This is a genomic window from Pseudomonas sp. B21-035 (assembly GCF_024748945.1).
GTDB lineage: Bacteria > Pseudomonadota > Gammaproteobacteria > Pseudomonadales > Pseudomonadaceae > Aquipseudomonas.
In genome coordinates this window covers 5774671-5791869 of sequence record NZ_CP087179.1, presented here as the reverse complement: position 1 = coordinate 5791869, position 17199 = coordinate 5774671, and the positions used below count along the sequence as shown (strand labels likewise).

Below are 17199 nucleotides of genomic sequence, written 5' to 3'. Positions count from 1 at the left end.
ACCGGGCTGGCTGTCAGCGCTTGGTGTCTTCGACCTTGGCAGGCCAGGCGTTGGTGTCCAGGTCGAGGTCGGCGAACTTGGCCGAATCGAACACCGGCGTTTTTATCCCGGCTGCGCGCTGGTCGTCGTAATCGCGCAGTACGCGCATGGCCACCTTGAACAGCAGGGCCAGGGCGATCAGGTTGACGAAGGCCAGGCAGGTCATGGTGATGTCGGCGAACGCGAACACCGTGCCCAGGTTCTGCACCGCGCCCCAGAAGATCAGCAGCAACACCAGGGCGCGGTAGCCGATCAGGGCTTTGCGGTTGTCGCCGACCAGAAAGCGCAGGTTGCTCTCGCCCAGGTAGTAGTTGTAGAGGATCGAGGTGAACACAAACAGCGCCAGGGCGACGCTGATGAAGATCCGCCCCCAGTCACCGACCACCGCCGCCAGCGAGTTCTGGGTCAGGGCAATGCCGTCGCCTTCGAAGCCCGGGGTGTAGAAGCCCGACAGCAGGATCAGCAAGGCGGTGCAGGTGCAGATAATGAAGGTGTCGAGGAACACCGAGAACGCCTGGACCACGCCCTGGGCAATCGGGTGGTCGACTTCGGCCACGGCGGCGACGTTGGGTGCGCTGCCAAGGCCGGCTTCGTTGGCGAACACGCCACGTTTGACGCCCATGATGATGGCGCTGCCAACCAGGCCACCGAAGGCCTGATCGAGGCCGAAGGCGCTCTTGACGATGGTCATCAGCATGTCCGGCACCTGGTCGAACTGCAGCACGATCACGTACAGGGTCACGGCAATGTAGGCCAGGGTCTTGACCGGTACCAGCAGGTCGGCAACGGCGGCGATGCGCTTGATGCCGCCGATGAACACCAGGCCCAGCAGCACCGCCAGGGCGATGCCGGTGTAGGTGGTGTCGAACTGGAAGGCGTTGTTCAGCGAGTGGGTCACGGCGTGGGCTTGCAGGCCGTTGAAGGCGAAACCGAAGGTCACCAGCAGCAGGAAGGCCATGACCATGCCCAGCCAGCGTTTGCCCAGGCCGTGCTCGATGTAATACGACGGGCCGCCGCGGTACTGGCCTTCGCTGTCGCAACGCTTGTACAGCTGGCCGAGGGTGCATTCGATGAAGCTGCTGGACATGCCGACCAGCGCGGTCACCCACATCCAGAACACCGCACCGGGGCCGCCAAGGGTCACGGCGATACCGACCCCGGCAATGTTACCGGCACCGACCCGGCCGGCCAGGCTGAGCATCAGCGCCTGGAACGAGCTCAGTTGCTCGCTGCTGCTGCGCAGGCTGTCGCGAAACACCGCGAACATGTGGGTGAAGTACCGCAACTGAACGAAACGCGAGCGGATCGTGAAGTAACTGCCCAGACCGACAATGAGCACGATCAGTACCTTGCCCGAGAGGAAGTCGTTGATGACTTCAAGCATGGAGTGTTCCTCGCTTTTGATGACTTTGCTGCGTGTAGCGCCAGGGGGCTGGCACGCAAGAGGGCGGGCACTATACCGATGCGAGCGCCGCGCGTCTGCCTTGGCGTGGCGGATATGCCATCTGAAAGGGCATAAAAAAAGGGCCCGGGGAATGATCCCTGGGCCCTCAAAAGGTGAGAGGTGTCTAGTCCCTCGACCTGGTGAGCGTGTTACAGCATCGGTTACGCCTTGAGCGGCACCAGACGCGGAGCAATCATGTTTTCCGGACGCAGGATGTCGTTGAGCATCTCTTCGTCCAGCAGGCCTTCCTCGCGTACCAGCTCCAGCACGCCACGGCCACTTTCCAGGGCGATGGCAGCGATACGGGTGGCGTTTTCGTAGCCGATGTACGGGTTCAGGGCGGTGACCAGGCCGATCGAGTGCTCGACCAGTTCACGGCAGCGCTGTTCGTTGGCGGTGATGCCGACGATGCAGTGCTCGCGCAGCATGTCCATGGCGCGTTGCAGCAGGCGGATCGAGTCGAAGATCTTGTAGGCGATCAGCGGCTCCATGACGTTCAGCTGCAGCTGGCCACCTTCGGCGGCGACGGTCAGGGCCAGGTCGTTGCCCATGATGGCGAAGGCCACCTGGTTGACCGCTTCCGGGATTACCGGGTTGACCTTGCCTGGCATGATCGAGCTGCCTGGCTGACGCGCTGGCAGGTTGATTTCGTTGATGCCGGTACGTGGGCCGCTGGACAGCAGGCGCAGGTCGTTGCAGATCTTCGACAGCTTGACCGCGGTGCGCTTGAGCATGCCCGAGAACAGGACGAAGGCGCCCATGTCCGAGGTGGCTTCGATCAGGTCGGCAGCCGGGACCAGCGGCTGGCCGCTGATGGTGGCCAGGCGCTGAACGGCCAAGAGCTGGTAGCCAGGGTCGGCGTTGATGCCGGTACCGATGGCGGTACCACCCAGGTTGATTTCAGTCAGCAGCTCTGGCGCCAGCGAACGCAGACGGTTGAGGTCTTCGGTCATGGTGGTGGCGAAGGCGCGGAATTCCTGGCCCAGGGTCATCGGCACGGCGTCCTGCAGCTGGGTACGGCCCATCTTCAGTACGTGGTCGAATTCCTGGCCTTTGGCAGCGAAGGCCTGGATCAGGCTGTCGAGGCTGGCCAGCAGGGCGTCGTGACCCAGCAGCAGACCCAGGCGGATCGCAGTCGGGTAGGCGTCGTTGGTCGACTGCGCCATGTTCACGTCGTTGTTCGGGTGCAGGTACTTGTACTCGCCCTTCTGGTGGCCCATGGCCTCCAGCGCGATGTTGGCGATCACTTCGTTGGCGTTCATGTTGGTAGAAGTACCAGCACCGCCTTGAATCATGTCGACCACGAACTGCTCGTGGTAGTCGCCGCGGATCAGACGGGCGCAAGCCTCGCTGATGGCAGCGTGCTTGGCATCGCTCAGGTGACCCAGCTCGCGGTTGGCGTCAGCAGCAGCCTGTTTGACCATGGCCAGGGCCACAACCAGTTTAGGGTAGTGCGACAGCGGAACGCCGGAGAGGTGGAAGTTGTTGGCAGCACGCAGAGTCTGGATACCGTAGTAGGCATCGGCAGGAACTTCGAGGGTGCCAAGCAGATCTTTTTCGACACGGAACGATGCAGCAGCGGACATGATGGATATCATCTCGATTTTGACCCGGCACATGCCGGAATGGCGCCAATCCTAGGCCCGCGCCGATTTTGCGGCCAATGCTGTTGCACGCTAACCTATGCACAAACGGCATACGGGTTGATGTGACGCCAACTGCCGATCGAGCGTGTTCAATTTTGGTGCATGCCTGGAGAGCCCATGAACCTTGAGAGCAAATGGCTGGAAGATTTCAGTGCCCTGGCCGCCACCCGCAGCTTTTCCCAGGCCGCCGAGCGCCGCTTTGTCACCCAGCCGGCCTTCAGCCGACGCATTCGCAGCCTGGAAGCGGCATTGGGGCTGACCCTGGTCAACCGCTCGCGCACGCCGATCGAGCTGACGGCGGCGGGGCAATTGTTTTTGGTGACGGCGCGTACGGTGGTCGATCAGCTGGGCGAGGTGCTGCGCCATCTGCATCACCTGGAAGGCGGGCAGGGCGAGGTGATCCAGGTGTCGGCGGCACACTCGCTGGCGCTGGGGTTCTTTCCGCGCTGGATCGCGCAGTTGCGCAACGACGGCCTGAACATCGCCACGCGTTTGGTCGCGACCAACGTCGGCGACGCTGTGCATGCCCTGCGCGAAGGCGGTTGTGATCTGATGCTGGCGTTCTACGACCCCGATGCCGCCTTGCAGATGGATGCGGAAATCTTCCCCTCGTTGCACCTGGGCCACACTGAAATGCTGCCCGTGTGCGCCGCCGATGCCGACGGCAAGCCGCTGTTCGACCTGGAAGGCGAGGGCAGTGTGCCATTGCTGGCTTACAGCGCCGGGGCGTTCCTTGGGCGTTCGGTCAATCTGCTGCTGCGCCAGCGCAACCTGCGCTTTACCACTGTCTATGAAACGGCGATGGCCGACAGCCTCAAGAGCATGGCCCTCGAAGGCCTGGGCATCGCCTGGGTGCCGAGGCTGTCGGCGCGGGCCGAACTTGAACGCGGTGAGCTGGTGATTTGCGGCGGTAGCCAGTGGCACGTACCGCTGGAAATCCGCCTGTATCGCTGCGCCCTGGTGCGCAAGGCCAACGTGCGCCTGCTGTGGCGCAAGCTGGAGGGTGGGCCGGCGACGCCGGCTTGACCCGAAAGTCAGCCAAAGCCCCGAAAAATAAGGCCGACAGTTGGTCGTCGGAGTGCATTAAGCGCACCGCTTTGCGATATACTGCGCGGCCTTCGGTCGGTTTCACCCGGCCCTAATTCGTATAACAAGCCACGCCGGTTGTCCCCGCGTGGCTTGTTGTTTTTTGACGCGCCTGCGGGCGCCCAAGAGAAGAGGCTCGACGATGAGTGCACTGGTTGGCGTGATCATGGGCTCCAAGTCCGATTGGTCCACCCTTAGCCACACCGCCGATATGCTGGAAAAACTCGGCATTCCCTACGAGGTCAAGGTGGTCTCTGCCCACCGTACCCCGGACCTGCTGTTCCAGTATGCCGAAGAGGCCGAAGGCCGTGGCATCGAGGTGATCATCGCCGGCGCCGGTGGCGCTGCCCACCTGCCAGGCATGTGCGCGGCCAAGACCCACCTGCCGGTGCTGGGCGTACCGGTGCAGTCGTCGATGCTCTCGGGTGTCGATTCGCTGCTGTCGATCGTGCAGATGCCGGCCGGCATTCCGGTTGCCACCCTGGCGATCGGCAAGGCTGGCGCGATCAACGCCGCGCTGCTCTCGGCGAGCATCCTCGGCGCCAAGCACCCGCAGTTCCACACTGTGCTCAAACAGTTCCGCGCTGAGCAGACAGACAACGTTCTGGACAATCCAGATCCGCGCCAGGCTTGAGGTCAAAAGCATGAAAATCGGTGTAATCGGTGGCGGCCAGCTGGGCCGCATGTTGGCCCTGGCAGGTACTCCGCTGGGCATGAACTTCGCTTTCCTCGACCCGGCTCCGGACGCCTGCGCGGCGCCCCTGGGCGAGCACCTGCGCGCCGATTACGGTGACCAGGACCACCTGCGGCAGTTGGCCGACGAAGTTGACCTGGTGACCTTCGAGTTCGAAAGCGTCCCGGCAGAAACAGTGGCCTTCCTTTCGCAGTTCGTGCCGGTCTACCCGAGCGCCGAGTCGCTGCGTATCGCCCGCGATCGCTGGTTCGAAAAGAGCATGTTCAAGGACCTGGGCATTCCCACCCCGGCCTTCGCCGATATCCAGTCGCAAGCCGACCTGGAGGCCGCCGTTGCCAGCATCGGCTTGCCTGCCGTGCTCAAGACCCGCACCTTGGGTTATGACGGCAAAGGTCAGAAAGTGCTGCGAACTGCCGCAGATGTTGTGGGTACTTTCGCCGAACTGGGCAGCGTGCCGTGCCTGCTCGAAGGCTTCGTGCCGTTCACCGGCGAAGTGTCGCTGATCGCCGTGCGTGCACGCGATGGCGAAACCCGCTTCTACCCGCTGGTGCACAACACCCACGAGAACGGCATCCTGCGTTTGTCGGTGGCCAGCGAAGACCACCTGCTGCAGGGCCTGGCCGAAGACTACGCCGGTCGCGTGCTCAAGCAGCTCGACTACGTCGGTGTGCTGGCCTTTGAGTTCTTCGAAGTCGATGGCGGCCTTAAAGCCAACGAGATCGCCCCGCGGGTGCACAATTCCGGGCACTGGACCATCGAAGGCGCCGAGTGCAGCCAGTTTGAGAACCACCTGCGCGCCGTTGCCGGCCTGCCGCTGGGTTCGACCGCCAAGGTCGGCGAAAGCGCCATGCTCAACTTCATCGGCGAAGTGCCGGCAGTCGACCAGGTGATCGCCATCGACGAATGCCACCTGCACCACTACGGCAAGGCCTTCAAGGTCGGTCGCAAGGTTGGCCACGCCACCCTGCGCTGCGACGACCTGACGACCCTGGAGCAAAAAATCCAGCAAGTCGAAGCCCTGATCAAGGGCTGAAGGGAACCTTCCCGCCCCGCTGTCCCTCTGATGGCAGGATGCCAAAGCGCTGACTAGGCTTTGGCATGCGCCATTCAACTCAGAGGGATTGCCATGGGTATCATCGGAACCATCTTCATCGGCCTGATCGTCGGTCTGCTGGCACGCTTTCTAAAGCCTGGCGACGACAGCATGGGCTGGATCATGACCATTCTGCTGGGCATTGCCGGTTCGCTCGCCGCGACCTACGGCGGCCAGGCGCTGGGCATCTATCAGGCTGGAGAGGGTGCAGGTTTCCTCGGCGCGCTGGTGGGCGCGATTATCCTGTTGGTGATCTACGGGCTGGTCGTCAAAAAGAGCTGACGGCAGGCTAGAATGCTCGGCACCGAATTCCTTCGTTGCCGAGCTTTTTCATGCGCCGTGTATTACTGCTTTCTCTGTTGCTGCTGAGCGGCCTGGCCCGGGCTGAGTTGCCGGAAACCGACTGGCTGGAGCTGATGCCCAAGTCGGACCAGAAAGCCCTCGAGCAGATGCCCGAAATCGACCACAACTCCCCGGAAGCCATGGGCACCTTCAGCGAAAAGGGTGGCCTCAAGCAGAGCAAGGGCTTGCCGGCAGTGATGTATTCGACCAAGACCGTGGCCGCCATGAATGGCAAGCACATCCGCCTGGGCGGGTATCCGGTGCCGCTGGAAACCGACGCCAAGGGCAACAGCACGTTGTTCTTCCTGGTGCCTTACCCCGGCGCCTGCATCCACGTACCGCCGCCACCACCGAACCAGCTGGTGCTGGTGCGCTATCCCAAGGGCTTGAAGCTCGACGATATCTACACGCCGCTGTGGGTCAACGGTACGTTGAAGGTGGAGACGGTCAGCAATGACCTGGCGGATGCGGCCTATGCAATGGATGCAGCCAAGGTGCGGGTGGTGGAAGACGCCGATCTTTGAATGATCGCGGGGCAAGCCTGCTCCCACCGGATACTGTGGGAGCGGGCTTGCCCCGCGATAGTGATCTAGAGCTGTTCGCTATCGATTTTCAGACTCAGCGAATGGGTTGCCCCAGGCGCCAGTGTCACCACATCGTCCCACACGTTCGCGGTCTCGATGCAGAGCATGCGCTGCCAGCCATCGTCGGCCATGTCCGGCAACTCAGCGGCACGCTCGGTCCAGGGGTTCCAGATCACAGCCGTACGCGAACCCTGGGCCGTTATCACCACGCGACGATTCCAGGCCGGGTCGACGATGCTCAGTTGCTCGGGCGCCTGCAGATAAATGCGGTCGGTTTCACCGGCAAAGCCCAGCGCGCCTTGCTGCTGGCGCTGCTCCCAGTTGGCCAGGGTTTCGATGTAGTTCAGACCATCGACACCTTCGACCTGGACCTCGCGCACATCGCTGACCGCGAAGTAGCTGTGCAGCGCCTGGCTGAGGGTGACCGGGACGTTGTCGAGGTTATAGCTGGAGAGGGTGATGCTCAGCTGTTCGCCCATGACGATGGTCAGCTTGAGCTCAACGATGTGTGGCCAGCCGGGCAGGTCGCCTTTGGCCTCTGGCAGGGTGAATTCGATTGTTACATTGCCGTCCTTCACGGCGATGCCCAGCAATTGCCAGTCACGACCGCGCACCAGGCCATGGGCCGGGCCGTCTTCAGCGCGATACATGGCCTGCACGGCATCGGGGTTGCGCTTGAAAATGCCAAACCAGGGCCAGCACACCGGAGCCCCGGCGCGCACGGACTTGCCCTGCCTGAAGATGGCCTGTTCGCTGAGCCACAGCAAAGGTGGCTCGCCGAGCCGCTGATAGCTGAGCACCTGCGCGCCTTGCTGGGCGACCAGCAATTCAGCCGTGTCGCTGGTGATGCGCCAGCAATTGAGCTCGCCGTGCTTTTCGGATTCGACCTTGGGTGTGGACATGCGCTTTATCTCGTAGGTTTGCCGTACGGCCTTGGACCGCTTGCATACCTTCGAGTTTACCGCGCAGCGGTCTCAGCGACGAGGAGGAACCGAGCGGGTGCGCCCGCTGCCGTCGATGGCGACGAACACGAATACCGCTTCGGTCACCTTGCGCCACTCGCTGGACAGCGGGTCGTCGCTCCACACCTCGACCATCATCTGGATCGAGCTGCGGCCGATTTCCAGGGTCTGGGTATAGAAGGACAATTGCGCGCCGACTGCCACCGGCACCAGGAATGCCATGCGATCGATGGCCACGGTAGCTACCCGGCCACCGGCAACGCGACTGGCCATGGCGGTACCGGCCAGGTCCATCTGGGCGACCAGCCAGCCGCCGAAGATATCGCCGAAACCGTTGGTTTCACGGGGCAATGCGGTGATCTGCAAGGCCAGGTCGCCTTGCGGGATAGGATCTTCTTGTTCGAGTTCAATCATGCCGGGGGTGCCTCTGACCCATGACGCTTCGTTGGTTGGCGCTATGACAGACGCCTCGAAAAACGATTCAGCACAACTATTCTACGCTGCTTTCGCTTTGCCAGGCGGCGAAGGGAAACTCTGCGAAACCGACTAAGCATACCTAGCGGCGTTTTCGCACAACATCCTTCAGAAGGCGCAACCCTTTCCTACAAGCGGCCAGTATATAGAGCCGAAAGCGCAGCGACGACCATGCAGTCATGAATACTTGTATTGAATTTGTACTGCTATGTGCTTTTTCTGCCAATTTGCTATCTTTCCAGGCTGCCCAGGCCCAAACCCGCGTGCCAGGCGGCCTGCACCCCCAATAAGAAATGCCAAACAAGAGAGACCTATGACCTCCGTGCCCGGCAGTATCGCGCAGCCTTCGAGGCCGCTGACCCGCAGTGACTACAAGACCTTGTCGCTTTCCGCCCTGGGCGGTGCGCTGGAGTTCTACGATTTCATCATCTTCGTGTTCTTCGCCACGGTGGTCGGCAAGCTGTTCTTTCCCGCCGAAATGCCTGAATGGCTGCGTTTGATGCAAACGTTTGGCATCTTTGCCGCCGGCTACCTGGCGCGGCCGCTGGGCGGCATCGTCATGGCCCACTTCGGCGACCTGCTGGGGCGCAAGAAGATGTTCACTCTGAGCATTTTCATGATGGCGGTGCCGACCCTGATCATGGGCTTGCTGCCGACCTACGCGCAGATCGGCCTGTGGGCTCCGATCCTGTTGCTGGTGATGCGGGTGATCCAGGGCGCGGCGATTGGCGGTGAAGTGCCGGGCGCCTGGGTGTTCGTCTCCGAGCACGTGCCGGCGCGCAACACCGGGTACGCTTGCGGCACGCTGACGGCGGGGCTGACTGCCGGGATTCTGCTCGGTTCGCTGGTGGCGACGCTGATCAACACGGTTTACAGCCAGCAGGAAGTGGCCGATTACGCCTGGCGTATTCCGTTCCTGCTCGGCGGCGTGTTTGGCTTGTTCGCGGTCTATCTGCGCCGCTGGCTGCACGAAACCCCGGTGTTTGCCGAGATGCAGGCGCGCAAGGCGCTGGCCGAAGAAGTGCCGCTGCGCGCGGTATTGCGCGACCACCGTGGCGCCATCGTGCTGTCGATGCTGCTGACCTGGCTGCTGTCGGCCGGCATTGTCGTGGTGATCCTGATGACCCCGGCGCTGCTGCAGAGCCTTTATCAGGTCAGTCCGACCGATTCGCTGAAGGCCAACAGCCTGGCCATCGTCCTGCTCAGCCTCGGTTGCATCGGCACCGGCGCGCTGGCCGACCGTTTTGGCGCCGGGCGGGTGTTCATTGTTGGCAGCCTGGCGCTGCTGGTGACCTCCTGGACCTTTTATCACACGCTGCCTACCCACCCCGAGTGGCTGTTCCCGTTGTATGCCTTGACCGGCTTGTGTGTCGGCATCGTCGGCGCCGTGCCGTATGTCATGGTTAAAGCCTTCCCGCCGGTAGTTCGGTTCAGTGGCCTGTCGTTTTCCTACAACCTGGCCTACGCGATCTTCGGCGGCCTGACGCCGATGGCCGTCACCGCGATGCTCAAGTTCAGCCCGATGGCGCCGGCTTATTACGTTGCTGGTATCTGCACCATTGGTCTGCTGGTGGGTATTTATCTGACCGCGAAAAAGCGCTGAAACCGCTCTAAATCAGACCTCGCAACATTTTGAAAAGGCCATCACCGCTCGCCGGTGATGGCCTTTCATCTAATTGTCACATTCGATTCATAGAGTAGTCATACGGCCTGCAGATACTTGGGCCCGATCCATCTCACCCCAATTCCTGCTAGGAGCAAGGCATGAAACTGAAGCGTTTGATGGCGGCCCTGACTTTCGTCGCCGCTGGCGTTGCCACCGCCAATGCGGTTGCCGCTGTTGACCCTGCTATTCCGACCTACACCAAGACCACCGGTGTGTCGGGCAACCTCTCCAGCGTCGGTTCCGATACCCTGGCCAACCTCATGACCCTGTGGGCCGAGGCCTACAAAAAGGAATATCCGAACGTCAACATCCAGATTCAGGCTGCCGGCTCCTCCACCGCGCCACCCGCGCTGACTGAAGGCACCGCCAACCTCGGCCCGATGAGCCGCAAGATGAAGGACGTCGAGCTGCAGGCCTTCGAACAGAAGTACGGCTACAAGCCAACCGCCATCCCGGTTGCCGTCGACGCCCTGGCCGTATTCGTACACAAGGACAACCCGATCAAAGGCCTGACCATGGCCCAGGTCGATGCAATCTTCTCTTCGACCCGCCTGTGCGGCGCCAAGGCCGACGTGAAAACCTGGGGTGACCTGGGCGTGACCGGCGACCTGGCCAACAAGCCAGTGCAGCTGTTCGGCCGTAACTCGGTGTCCGGCACCTACGGCTACTTCAAGGAAGAAGCCCTGTGCAAAGGCGACTTCAAGCCTAACGTCAACGAACAACCTGGCTCGGCTTCGGTCGTGCAGTCGATCAGCAGCTCGCTGAACGGCATCGGTTACTCGGGCATCGGCTACAAGACCGCCAGCGTCAAGACTGTAGCCCTGGCCAAGAAAGAAGGCGGTGCCTTCGTTGAAGACAACGAAGCCAACGCCCTGAACGGCACCTACCCGCTGTCGCGCTTCCTCTACGTCTACGTCAACAAGGCGCCGAACAAGCCTCTGGCCCCGCTGGAAGCCGAGTTCGTCAAGCTGGTGCTGTCGCAAGCCGGCCAGCAAGTGGTGGTGAAGGATGGTTACATCCCGCTGCCAGCCAAAGTGGTTGATAAAGCCCTGGCTGACCTGGGCCTGAATCACAACGGCAACGTTGCGAAGAAGTAACTGAAGGACCGGCGGGGGCGGGTTTTGTCCCGGTCTCGCCACTCATTGCGAGTCCGCTGCCAGGGGTATCTGCGCGGCGGGCTTTTTTGCGTCACTGCATTGTCATGTTTTTGTCATACGGGACCGCTAGGGTGTGCGCATGAATGATCTGGCCAACTCCACCATGACCCAAAATTCTCCCCCCGTGCGGATTGACTTCAATACGCCCGAACTGCAACGCAAGCGGCGCATGCGTGCGCTCAAGGATCGCCTGACCCGCTGGTATGTACTGGTGGGCGGGCTTGCCGTGCTGGCAGCCATTACCCTGATCTTCTTCTACCTGGCCTATGTGGTCGTACCGCTGTTCCAGGGCGCTACCCTGACCAGCAAGAAGGCTCTGGAGCCGACCTGGCTGCAGCAGGACGCCGGCAAGCCGCTGATGATCGCCCTGGAAGAGCAGAACCTGGTCGGCATGCGGGTTTCCGACAAGGGCCAGGCACTGTTCTTCGACACCAAGAGCGGTGCCGAGCTCAAGCGCGTCGAACTGCCGGTGCCGGCTGGCACCCAGGTGACCTCGATCGGTGCCGATCAGCCGGGTAACCCGCTGGTGGTGCTGGGCCTGTCCAATGGCCAGGCGCTGGTGTTCAGCCACAGCTACAAGATCACCTACCCGGACAACAAGAAAACCATCACTCCGGCCATCGACTACCCCTATGGCCAGGAGCCCTTCGCCCTGGATGACCAGGGCCGGGCGCTGGAGCATGTCAGCCTCAACGTCAATGGCGAGACCCTGGTGGTGGCCGGTTCCACCGGTGCGCACCTGCAGGTGGTGTCGCTGAGCCGCGAAGAGAACATGATGACCGGCGAAGTCACCAGCGAGCAGAGCCGTATCGAGCTGCCGCAGATGACCGAAGCGGTCAAAGCCATTTTCATCGACCCGCGCCAGCAGTGGTTGTATGTGATCAACGGTCGTGCCCAGGCTGACGTTTTCAGCCTGCGCGACAAGAGCCTCAACGGCCGCTACAAGCTGCTTGACGACGGCAATGCCGAAGTCACCGCCAGCACTCAGCTGGTGGGTGGTATCTCGCTGATCATCGGTGACTCCAAGGGTGGCCTGGCCCAGTGGTTCATGGCCCGCGACCCGGATGGCGAGCAGCGCTTCAAGCGCATTCGCGAGTTCCAGATGGGCAAGGCGCCGGTGGTGCAGATCGATGCCGAAGAGCGCCGCAAGGGCTTCGTTGCCCTCGACGCTGACGGCAAGCTCGGCGTGTTCCACAGCACCGCGCACCGTACCCTGCTGGTCGAGCCGGCCGCTGAAGGCGCGGGCATTCTGGCGCTGTCGCCACGGGCCAACCGCATCATCATCGAAGAAGGCGGCAAGCTGCTGCCGCTGACCCTGAAGAACCCGCACCCGGAAGTGTCCTGGAGCGCGCTGTGGAGCAAGGTCTGGTACGAGAACTACGACGAGCCCAAGTATGTCTGGCAGTCGACCGCCTCGAACACCGACTTCGAACCCAAGCTGAGCCTGTCGCCGCTGACCTTCGGTACCTTGAAGGCCGCGTTCTACGCGATGATCCTCGCTGCGCCGCTGGCCATTGCCGCCGCCATCTACACCGCCTACTTCATGGCCCCGGGCATGCGCCGCAAGGTCAAGCCGGTGATCGAACTGATGGAGGCGATGCCGACGGTGATTCTCGGCTTCTTCGCCGGCCTGTTCCTGGCGCCGTTCCTTGAAGGCCACCTGCCGGGTGTGTTCAGCCTGTTCCTGTTGATGCCGCTGGGCATCCTGGTCGCCGGCTTCGCCTGGAGCCGCCTGCCCGAGTCGCTGCGCCTGCGGGTTCCGGATGGCTGGGAAGCGGCGATCCTGATCCCGGTGATCCTCTTCACCGGCTGGTTCGCCCTGTACATGAGCCCGTTCATCGAGACCTGGTTCTTCGACGGCGACATGCGCCTGTGGATTACCAACGACCTGGGTATCACCTACGACCAGCGCAACGCCCTGGTGGTCGGTATCGCCATGGGTTTTGCGGTGATCCCGAACATCTACTCGATCGCTGAAGACGCCGTGTTCAGCGTGCCGCGCAGCCTGACCCTGGGTTCGCTGGCACTCGGTGCCACGCCATGGCAGACCTTGACCCGCGTGGTCATCCTGACCGCAAGCCCGGGGATCTTCTCGGCGCTGATGATCGGCATGGGCCGCGCGGTGGGTGAAACCATGATCGTGCTGATGGCCACCGGCAACACCCCGGTCATGGAAATGAACCTGTTCGAAGGTATGCGCACCCTGGCGGCCAACGTTGCGGTGGAGATGCCCGAGTCGGAAGTCGGTGGCAGTCACTACCGTGTGCTGTTCCTCGCCGCGCTGGTGCTGCTGATGTTCACCTTCGTGATGAACACCTTGGCCGAGCTGATTCGCCAGCGTCTGCGCAAGAAATACTCGTCGCTTTGATAGAAAGGTAGCGATCCGTGAAAAAGGATTCCCTCAAAAGCTGGTTCAAGAGCGGCGCCCCCGGCGTCTGGATGAGCGGTGGCGCGGTCGCCATCGCGGTGATCATGACCATCGGTCTGCTCGCCGTGATCGCCGTGCGCGGCCTGGGCCATTTCTGGCCGGCCGACCTGCTGCAAGCCAGCTACAACGTGCCTGGCCAGGCCAACCACATCGTCGTTGGCGAAGTGGTGCAGAAGGAAGAGGTACCCCGTGCCCGTTTGAAAGGTGCCGGCCTGCCGGTGCCTGATGAAGGCCCGGAGTTCATGACCCGCGAGCTGATCAAGGTCGGTAACCGCGACCTCAACGGTAGCGACTTCACCTGGGTGGTCGGCGAATGGCTGATCGACCAGCACAAGCCGGTCGACCTGATCGCCCTGGAGCGCCGCGAGTGGGGCAACTTCTATGGCTACCTGGTCAGCGTCAAGGAAAACGGCAAGGTCGTCGCCGAAGGCCAGGCGGCCTGGCGCGAGCTGCAAGATCGCCTCAAGCGTGCCGACAAGCTGGCCGGCGAGCTGCAGAAGCTCGAGAAGAAGGACATCGGTGCGATCAACTACGGTCTTGAGCGTCTGCGCCTGCAGACCCGCAAGCTGGAGCTGGACGGCAAGCTGGACGCCGCTGCCCAGGCCGATATCGAAGCCGAGCGCGCCGAGCTGAACAACCGCTACAAGGCCATCGAAGAGCGTCTGGGCGGCCTGCACCAGGACTTCGGCCGCGACAGCCTGGTGGCCAAGGACGGTAATGGTCGTGAGGTGGAAATCAACCTGAGCAAGGTGGTGCATGCCTACCAGCCGAACGGCATGGGTATCTTCACCAAGCTGGGCGTGTATTTTGCCAAGGTCTGGGAATTCCTCAGCGACGACCCGCGTGAGGCCAACACCGAAGGCGGGATCTTCCCGGCGATCTTCGGTACCGTGATGATGACCCTGATCATGGCCGTGATCGTCACCCCGTTCGGCGTGCTGGCGGCGGTGTACCTGCGTGAATATGCGCGTCAGGGCCCGGTGACCCGCCTGATCCGTATTGCGGTGAACAACCTCGCCGGTGTTCCGGCGATCGTCTACGGCGTGTTCGGCCTGGGCTTCTTCGTCTATGTGCTGGGTGGCTCGCTCGACCGGCTGTTCTTCCCCGAAGCGCTGCCGGCGCCGACCCTGGGTACCCCGGGGCTGCTTTGGGCTTCGCTGACCCTGGCGCTGCTGGCGGTGCCGGTGGTGATCGTGGCCACTGAAGAAGGTCTGGCGCGGATTCCGCGTACGGTCCGTGAAGGCTCGCTGGCGCTCGGTGCCACCAAGGCCGAGACCCTGTGGAAGATCGTCCTGCCAATGGCCAGCCCGGCGATGATGACCGGCATGATCCTCGCCGTGGCCCGCGCCGCCGGTGAAGTGGCGCCGCTGATGCTGGTAGGTGTGGTGAAGCTGGCGCCGTCGCTGCCGGTGGACGGCAATTACCCGTACCTGCACCTGGACCAGAAGATCATGCACCTGGGCTTCCACATCTATGACGTCGGCTTCCAGAGCCCGAACGTCGAGGCCGCGCGGCCGCTGGTGTACGCCACGGCATTGCTGCTGGTGCTGGTAATCGCCACCCTGAACCTCTCGGCGGTATGGATTCGTAACCACCTGCGCGAGAAGTACAAGGCGCTGGACAGTTGACTGAAAGCTATTAGCCATAAGCGGCAAGCTACACGCCGCTTTTGCTCAAACTTGCAGCTTGCAGCTAGAAGCATGCAGCTACAAACGGAGTGAAATCATGCAACATGAAACCCATTCTCACGGTATAGACATGTCGGCCCTGGGTCGCGACAAACAGAGCCTGCGCCTGGCTGAAGAAACCGTAGCCATCGAAGTGCCAGGCCTGAGCCTGTACTACGGCGACAAGCAAGCGCTGTTCGATGTCAGCATGAACATCCCCAAGCAGCGTGTGACCGCTTTCATCGGCCCGTCCGGCTGCGGTAAATCGACCTTGCTGCGCACCTTCAACCGCATGAACGACCTGGTTGACGGCTGCCGCGTGGACGGCGCGATCAACCTTTACGGCAACAACATCTACCGCAAGGGCGAAGACGTCGCCGAACTGCGCCGCCGGGTTGGCATGGTGTTCCAGAAGCCCAATCCGTTCCCCAAGACCATTTACGAGAACGTGGTCTACGGCCTGCGTATCCAGGGTATCAACAAGAAGCGCGTGCTCGACGAAGCCGTGGAGTGGGCGCTCAAGGGTGCGGCGCTGTGGGAGGAGGTCAAGGACCGCCTGCACGAGTCGGCGCTGGGCCTGTCCGGTGGTCAGCAGCAGCGCCTGGTGATTGCCCGTACCATTGCCGTGGAGCCGGAGGTACTGCTGCTCGATGAGCCGTGCTCGGCACTCGACCCGATCTCGACGCTGAAGGTCGAAGAGCTGATCTACGAGCTCAAGTCCAAGTACACCATCGTCATCGTTACCCATAACATGCAGCAGGCGGCGCGGGTCTCCGACTACACCGCATTCATGTACATGGGCAAGCTGGTGGAGTTCGGTGATACCGACACGCTGTTCACCAACCCGGCGAAGAAGCAGACCGAAGACTACATCACCGGCCGGTATGGCTAGCGGCAGTTGCAAGCTTCAAGCCGCAAGCTGCAAGAAAGTGGCGAGCGTGAAGCCCGGGAACGACACGAACAAACTTGAAGCTTGAAGCTTGCTACTTGAAGCTTTTTCGCGGAGCGAAAGCATGATCGATAAAGACAGCCTTACCCACCATATCTCCCAGCAGTTCAACGCCGAACTCGAAGAGGTTCGCAGCCACCTCCTGGCGATGGGCGGCCTGGTCGAGAAGCAGGTCAACGATGCGGTTACCGCGCTGATCGAGGCCGACTCGGGCCTGGCCCAGCAGGTGCGCGAAGTCGACGAGCAGATCAACCAGATGGAGCGCAACATCGACGAAGAGTGCGTGCGCATTCTGGCCCGACGTCAGCCGGCGGCGTCTGACCTACGCCTGATCATCAGCATTTCCAAGTCGGTAATTGACCTGGAGCGCATCGGCGACGAGTCGACCAAGATTGCCCGTCGTGCCATCCAGCTGTGCGAAGAAGGCGAATCGCCTCGCGGTTACGTTGAAGTGCGTCACATCGGCGACCAGGTGCGCAACATGGTCCGTGATGCCCTGGATGCCTTTGCCCGTTTCGACGCCGACCTGGCGCTGTCGGTGGCCCAGTACGACAAGACCATCGACCGCGAGTACAAGACCGCGCTGCGCGAGCTGGTCACCTACATGATGGAAGATCCACGCTCGATCTCGCGCGTTCTCAGCGTGATCTGGGCGCTGCGTTCGCTGGAGCGTATCGGCGACCACGCGCGCAACATCTCCGAGCTGGTGATCTACCTGGTGCGCGGTACCGACGTCCGTCACCTGGGCCTCAAGCGTATGCAGGAAGAGGTTCAGCGCAGCGGCGAAAAGGCTAATGTTCCGGGCAAATCTGACGATAACTAAGACTGCCCGAGAATGAACGCCCGGCCTTGGCCGGGCGTTTTCGTTTGCGGGTGAGGCAGCCGCGAACGAAACAACGAGTCCCGGCGTGACCCAATGTTTGGCAAATGGCCATCAGTCAGCGTTATGCTAGTCGGGATTCAATAGG

General features: G+C 62.1%; 15 protein-coding genes. 11 read left to right on the top strand and 4 right to left on the bottom strand.

Going from position 1 to position 17199, the window contains the following annotated elements; genetic code table 11:
• Positions 1-13: 13 nt before the first annotated feature.
• A complete protein-coding gene (locus LOY22_RS26585; RefSeq protein WP_045199497.1) occupies positions 14-1423 on the bottom strand; it encodes a sodium:alanine symporter family protein in 1410 nt (469 codons plus the stop codon).
• Positions 1424-1644: 221 nt separating this feature from the next.
• Positions 1645-3069, bottom strand: a complete 1425-nt coding sequence (gene aspA, locus LOY22_RS26580; RefSeq protein ID WP_045199650.1) for an aspartate ammonia-lyase — start codon at positions 3067-3069, stop codon at positions 1645-1647.
• A gap of 177 nt (positions 3070-3246) precedes the next feature.
• Between aspA and LOY22_RS26575 the strand changes: the two genes are divergently transcribed.
• The 5 genes from LOY22_RS26575 to LOY22_RS26555 all read left to right on the top strand — a co-directional run bounded on the left by LOY22_RS26575 (position 3247) and on the right by LOY22_RS26555 (position 6868).
• Positions 3247-4155 (top strand): LysR substrate-binding domain-containing protein, encoded by a 909-nt coding sequence (locus LOY22_RS26575; protein ID WP_045199499.1) that lies wholly within the window; start codon positions 3247-3249, stop codon positions 4153-4155.
• A gap of 202 nt (positions 4156-4357) precedes the next feature.
• Positions 4358-4849, top strand: coding sequence for a 5-(carboxyamino)imidazole ribonucleotide mutase (purE, locus tag LOY22_RS26570; RefSeq protein WP_038615995.1), 492 nt, complete (start codon positions 4358-4360; stop codon positions 4847-4849).
• Positions 4850-4859: 10 nt separating this feature from the next.
• Entirely contained in the window at positions 4860-5942 is a 1083-nt protein-coding gene (locus LOY22_RS26565) for a 5-(carboxyamino)imidazole ribonucleotide synthase (protein ID WP_093377936.1), read from the top strand.
• Between the two features lie 93 nt (positions 5943-6035).
• The gene (locus tag LOY22_RS26560) at positions 6036-6284 is read left to right on the top strand and encodes a GlsB/YeaQ/YmgE family stress response membrane protein (protein WP_045199503.1); all 249 of its coding nucleotides are present in this window, start codon (positions 6036-6038) and stop codon (positions 6282-6284) included.
• Between the two features lie 50 nt (positions 6285-6334).
• Positions 6335-6868: a DUF3299 domain-containing protein gene (locus LOY22_RS26555; RefSeq protein ID WP_045199652.1), complete on the top strand. Its 534-nt coding sequence runs from the start codon at positions 6335-6337 to the stop codon at positions 6866-6868.
• A 65-nt stretch (positions 6869-6933) separates the two neighbouring features.
• Here the strand turns inward: LOY22_RS26555 and LOY22_RS26550 are convergent, their stop codons facing one another.
• On the bottom strand, positions 6934-7830 hold the full coding sequence (locus LOY22_RS26550) for a D-hexose-6-phosphate mutarotase (protein WP_258595535.1): 897 nt from the start codon (positions 7828-7830) through the stop codon (positions 6934-6936).
• Between the two features lie 72 nt (positions 7831-7902).
• Positions 7903-8304: an acyl-CoA thioesterase gene (locus LOY22_RS26545; protein ID WP_009402429.1), complete on the bottom strand. Its 402-nt coding sequence runs from the start codon at positions 8302-8304 to the stop codon at positions 7903-7905.
• A 373-nt stretch (positions 8305-8677) separates the two neighbouring features.
• On the opposite strand from LOY22_RS26545, the gene LOY22_RS26540 reads away from it, so the two are divergent.
• The 6 genes from LOY22_RS26540 (at position 8678) to phoU (ending at position 17054) form a co-directional block, all read left to right on the top strand.
• Positions 8678-9967, top strand: a complete 1290-nt coding sequence (locus LOY22_RS26540) for an MFS transporter (RefSeq protein ID WP_045199508.1) — start codon at positions 8678-8680, stop codon at positions 9965-9967.
• Positions 9968-10128: 161 nt separating this feature from the next.
• A complete protein-coding gene (locus LOY22_RS26535; RefSeq protein WP_045199510.1) occupies positions 10129-11127 on the top strand; it encodes a phosphate ABC transporter substrate-binding protein PstS in 999 nt (332 codons plus the stop codon).
• Between the two features lie 139 nt (positions 11128-11266).
• Complete coding sequence (locus LOY22_RS26530) at positions 11267-13555, top strand: ABC transporter permease subunit (protein WP_045199513.1); 2289 nt, start codon at positions 11267-11269, stop codon at positions 13553-13555.
• Between the two features lie 71 nt (positions 13556-13626).
• On the top strand, positions 13627-15243 hold the full coding sequence (gene pstA, locus LOY22_RS26525; protein ID WP_258597849.1) for a phosphate ABC transporter permease PstA: 1617 nt from the start codon (positions 13627-13629) through the stop codon (positions 15241-15243).
• A 97-nt stretch (positions 15244-15340) separates the two neighbouring features.
• The gene (gene pstB, locus LOY22_RS26520) at positions 15341-16174 is read left to right on the top strand and encodes a phosphate ABC transporter ATP-binding protein PstB (protein WP_045199517.1); all 834 of its coding nucleotides are present in this window, start codon (positions 15341-15343) and stop codon (positions 16172-16174) included.
• Between the two features lie 121 nt (positions 16175-16295).
• Positions 16296-17054 carry a phosphate signaling complex protein PhoU gene (gene phoU, locus LOY22_RS26515; RefSeq protein ID WP_038997986.1) on the top strand — a complete coding sequence of 253 codons (759 nt, stop codon included), beginning with the start codon at positions 16296-16298 and terminating at the stop codon, positions 17052-17054.
• Positions 17055-17199: the final 145 nt, after the last annotated feature.

What these genes read in the sequence shown, in the direction of transcription:
- LOY22_RS26585 (WP_045199497.1), bottom strand. Translation starts at nt 1,423, where the DNA reads ATGCTTGAAGTCATCAACGACTTCCTCTCGGGCAAGGTACTGATCGTG.
- aspA (WP_045199650.1), bottom strand. Translation starts at nt 3,069, where the DNA reads ATGTCCGCTGCTGCATCGTTCCGTGTCGAAAAAGATCTGCTTGGCACC.
- LOY22_RS26575 (WP_045199499.1), top strand. Translation starts at nt 3,247, where the DNA reads ATGAACCTTGAGAGCAAATGGCTGGAAGATTTCAGTGCCCTGGCCGCC.
- purE (WP_038615995.1), top strand. Translation starts at nt 4,358, where the DNA reads ATGAGTGCACTGGTTGGCGTGATCATGGGCTCCAAGTCCGATTGGTCC.
- LOY22_RS26565 (WP_093377936.1), top strand. Translation starts at nt 4,860, where the DNA reads ATGAAAATCGGTGTAATCGGTGGCGGCCAGCTGGGCCGCATGTTGGCC.
- LOY22_RS26560 (WP_045199503.1), top strand. Translation starts at nt 6,036, where the DNA reads ATGGGTATCATCGGAACCATCTTCATCGGCCTGATCGTCGGTCTGCTG.
- LOY22_RS26555 (WP_045199652.1), top strand. Translation starts at nt 6,335, where the DNA reads ATGCGCCGTGTATTACTGCTTTCTCTGTTGCTGCTGAGCGGCCTGGCC.
- LOY22_RS26550 (WP_258595535.1), bottom strand. Translation starts at nt 7,830, where the DNA reads ATGTCCACACCCAAGGTCGAATCCGAAAAGCACGGCGAGCTCAATTGC.
- LOY22_RS26545 (WP_009402429.1), bottom strand. Translation starts at nt 8,304, where the DNA reads ATGATTGAACTCGAACAAGAAGATCCTATCCCGCAAGGCGACCTGGCC.
- LOY22_RS26540 (WP_045199508.1), top strand. Translation starts at nt 8,678, where the DNA reads ATGACCTCCGTGCCCGGCAGTATCGCGCAGCCTTCGAGGCCGCTGACC.
- LOY22_RS26535 (WP_045199510.1), top strand. Translation starts at nt 10,129, where the DNA reads ATGAAACTGAAGCGTTTGATGGCGGCCCTGACTTTCGTCGCCGCTGGC.
- LOY22_RS26530 (WP_045199513.1), top strand. Translation starts at nt 11,267, where the DNA reads ATGAATGATCTGGCCAACTCCACCATGACCCAAAATTCTCCCCCCGTG.
- pstA (WP_258597849.1), top strand. Translation starts at nt 13,627, where the DNA reads ATGAGCGGTGGCGCGGTCGCCATCGCGGTGATCATGACCATCGGTCTG.
- pstB (WP_045199517.1), top strand. Translation starts at nt 15,341, where the DNA reads ATGCAACATGAAACCCATTCTCACGGTATAGACATGTCGGCCCTGGGT.
- phoU (WP_038997986.1), top strand. Translation starts at nt 16,296, where the DNA reads ATGATCGATAAAGACAGCCTTACCCACCATATCTCCCAGCAGTTCAAC.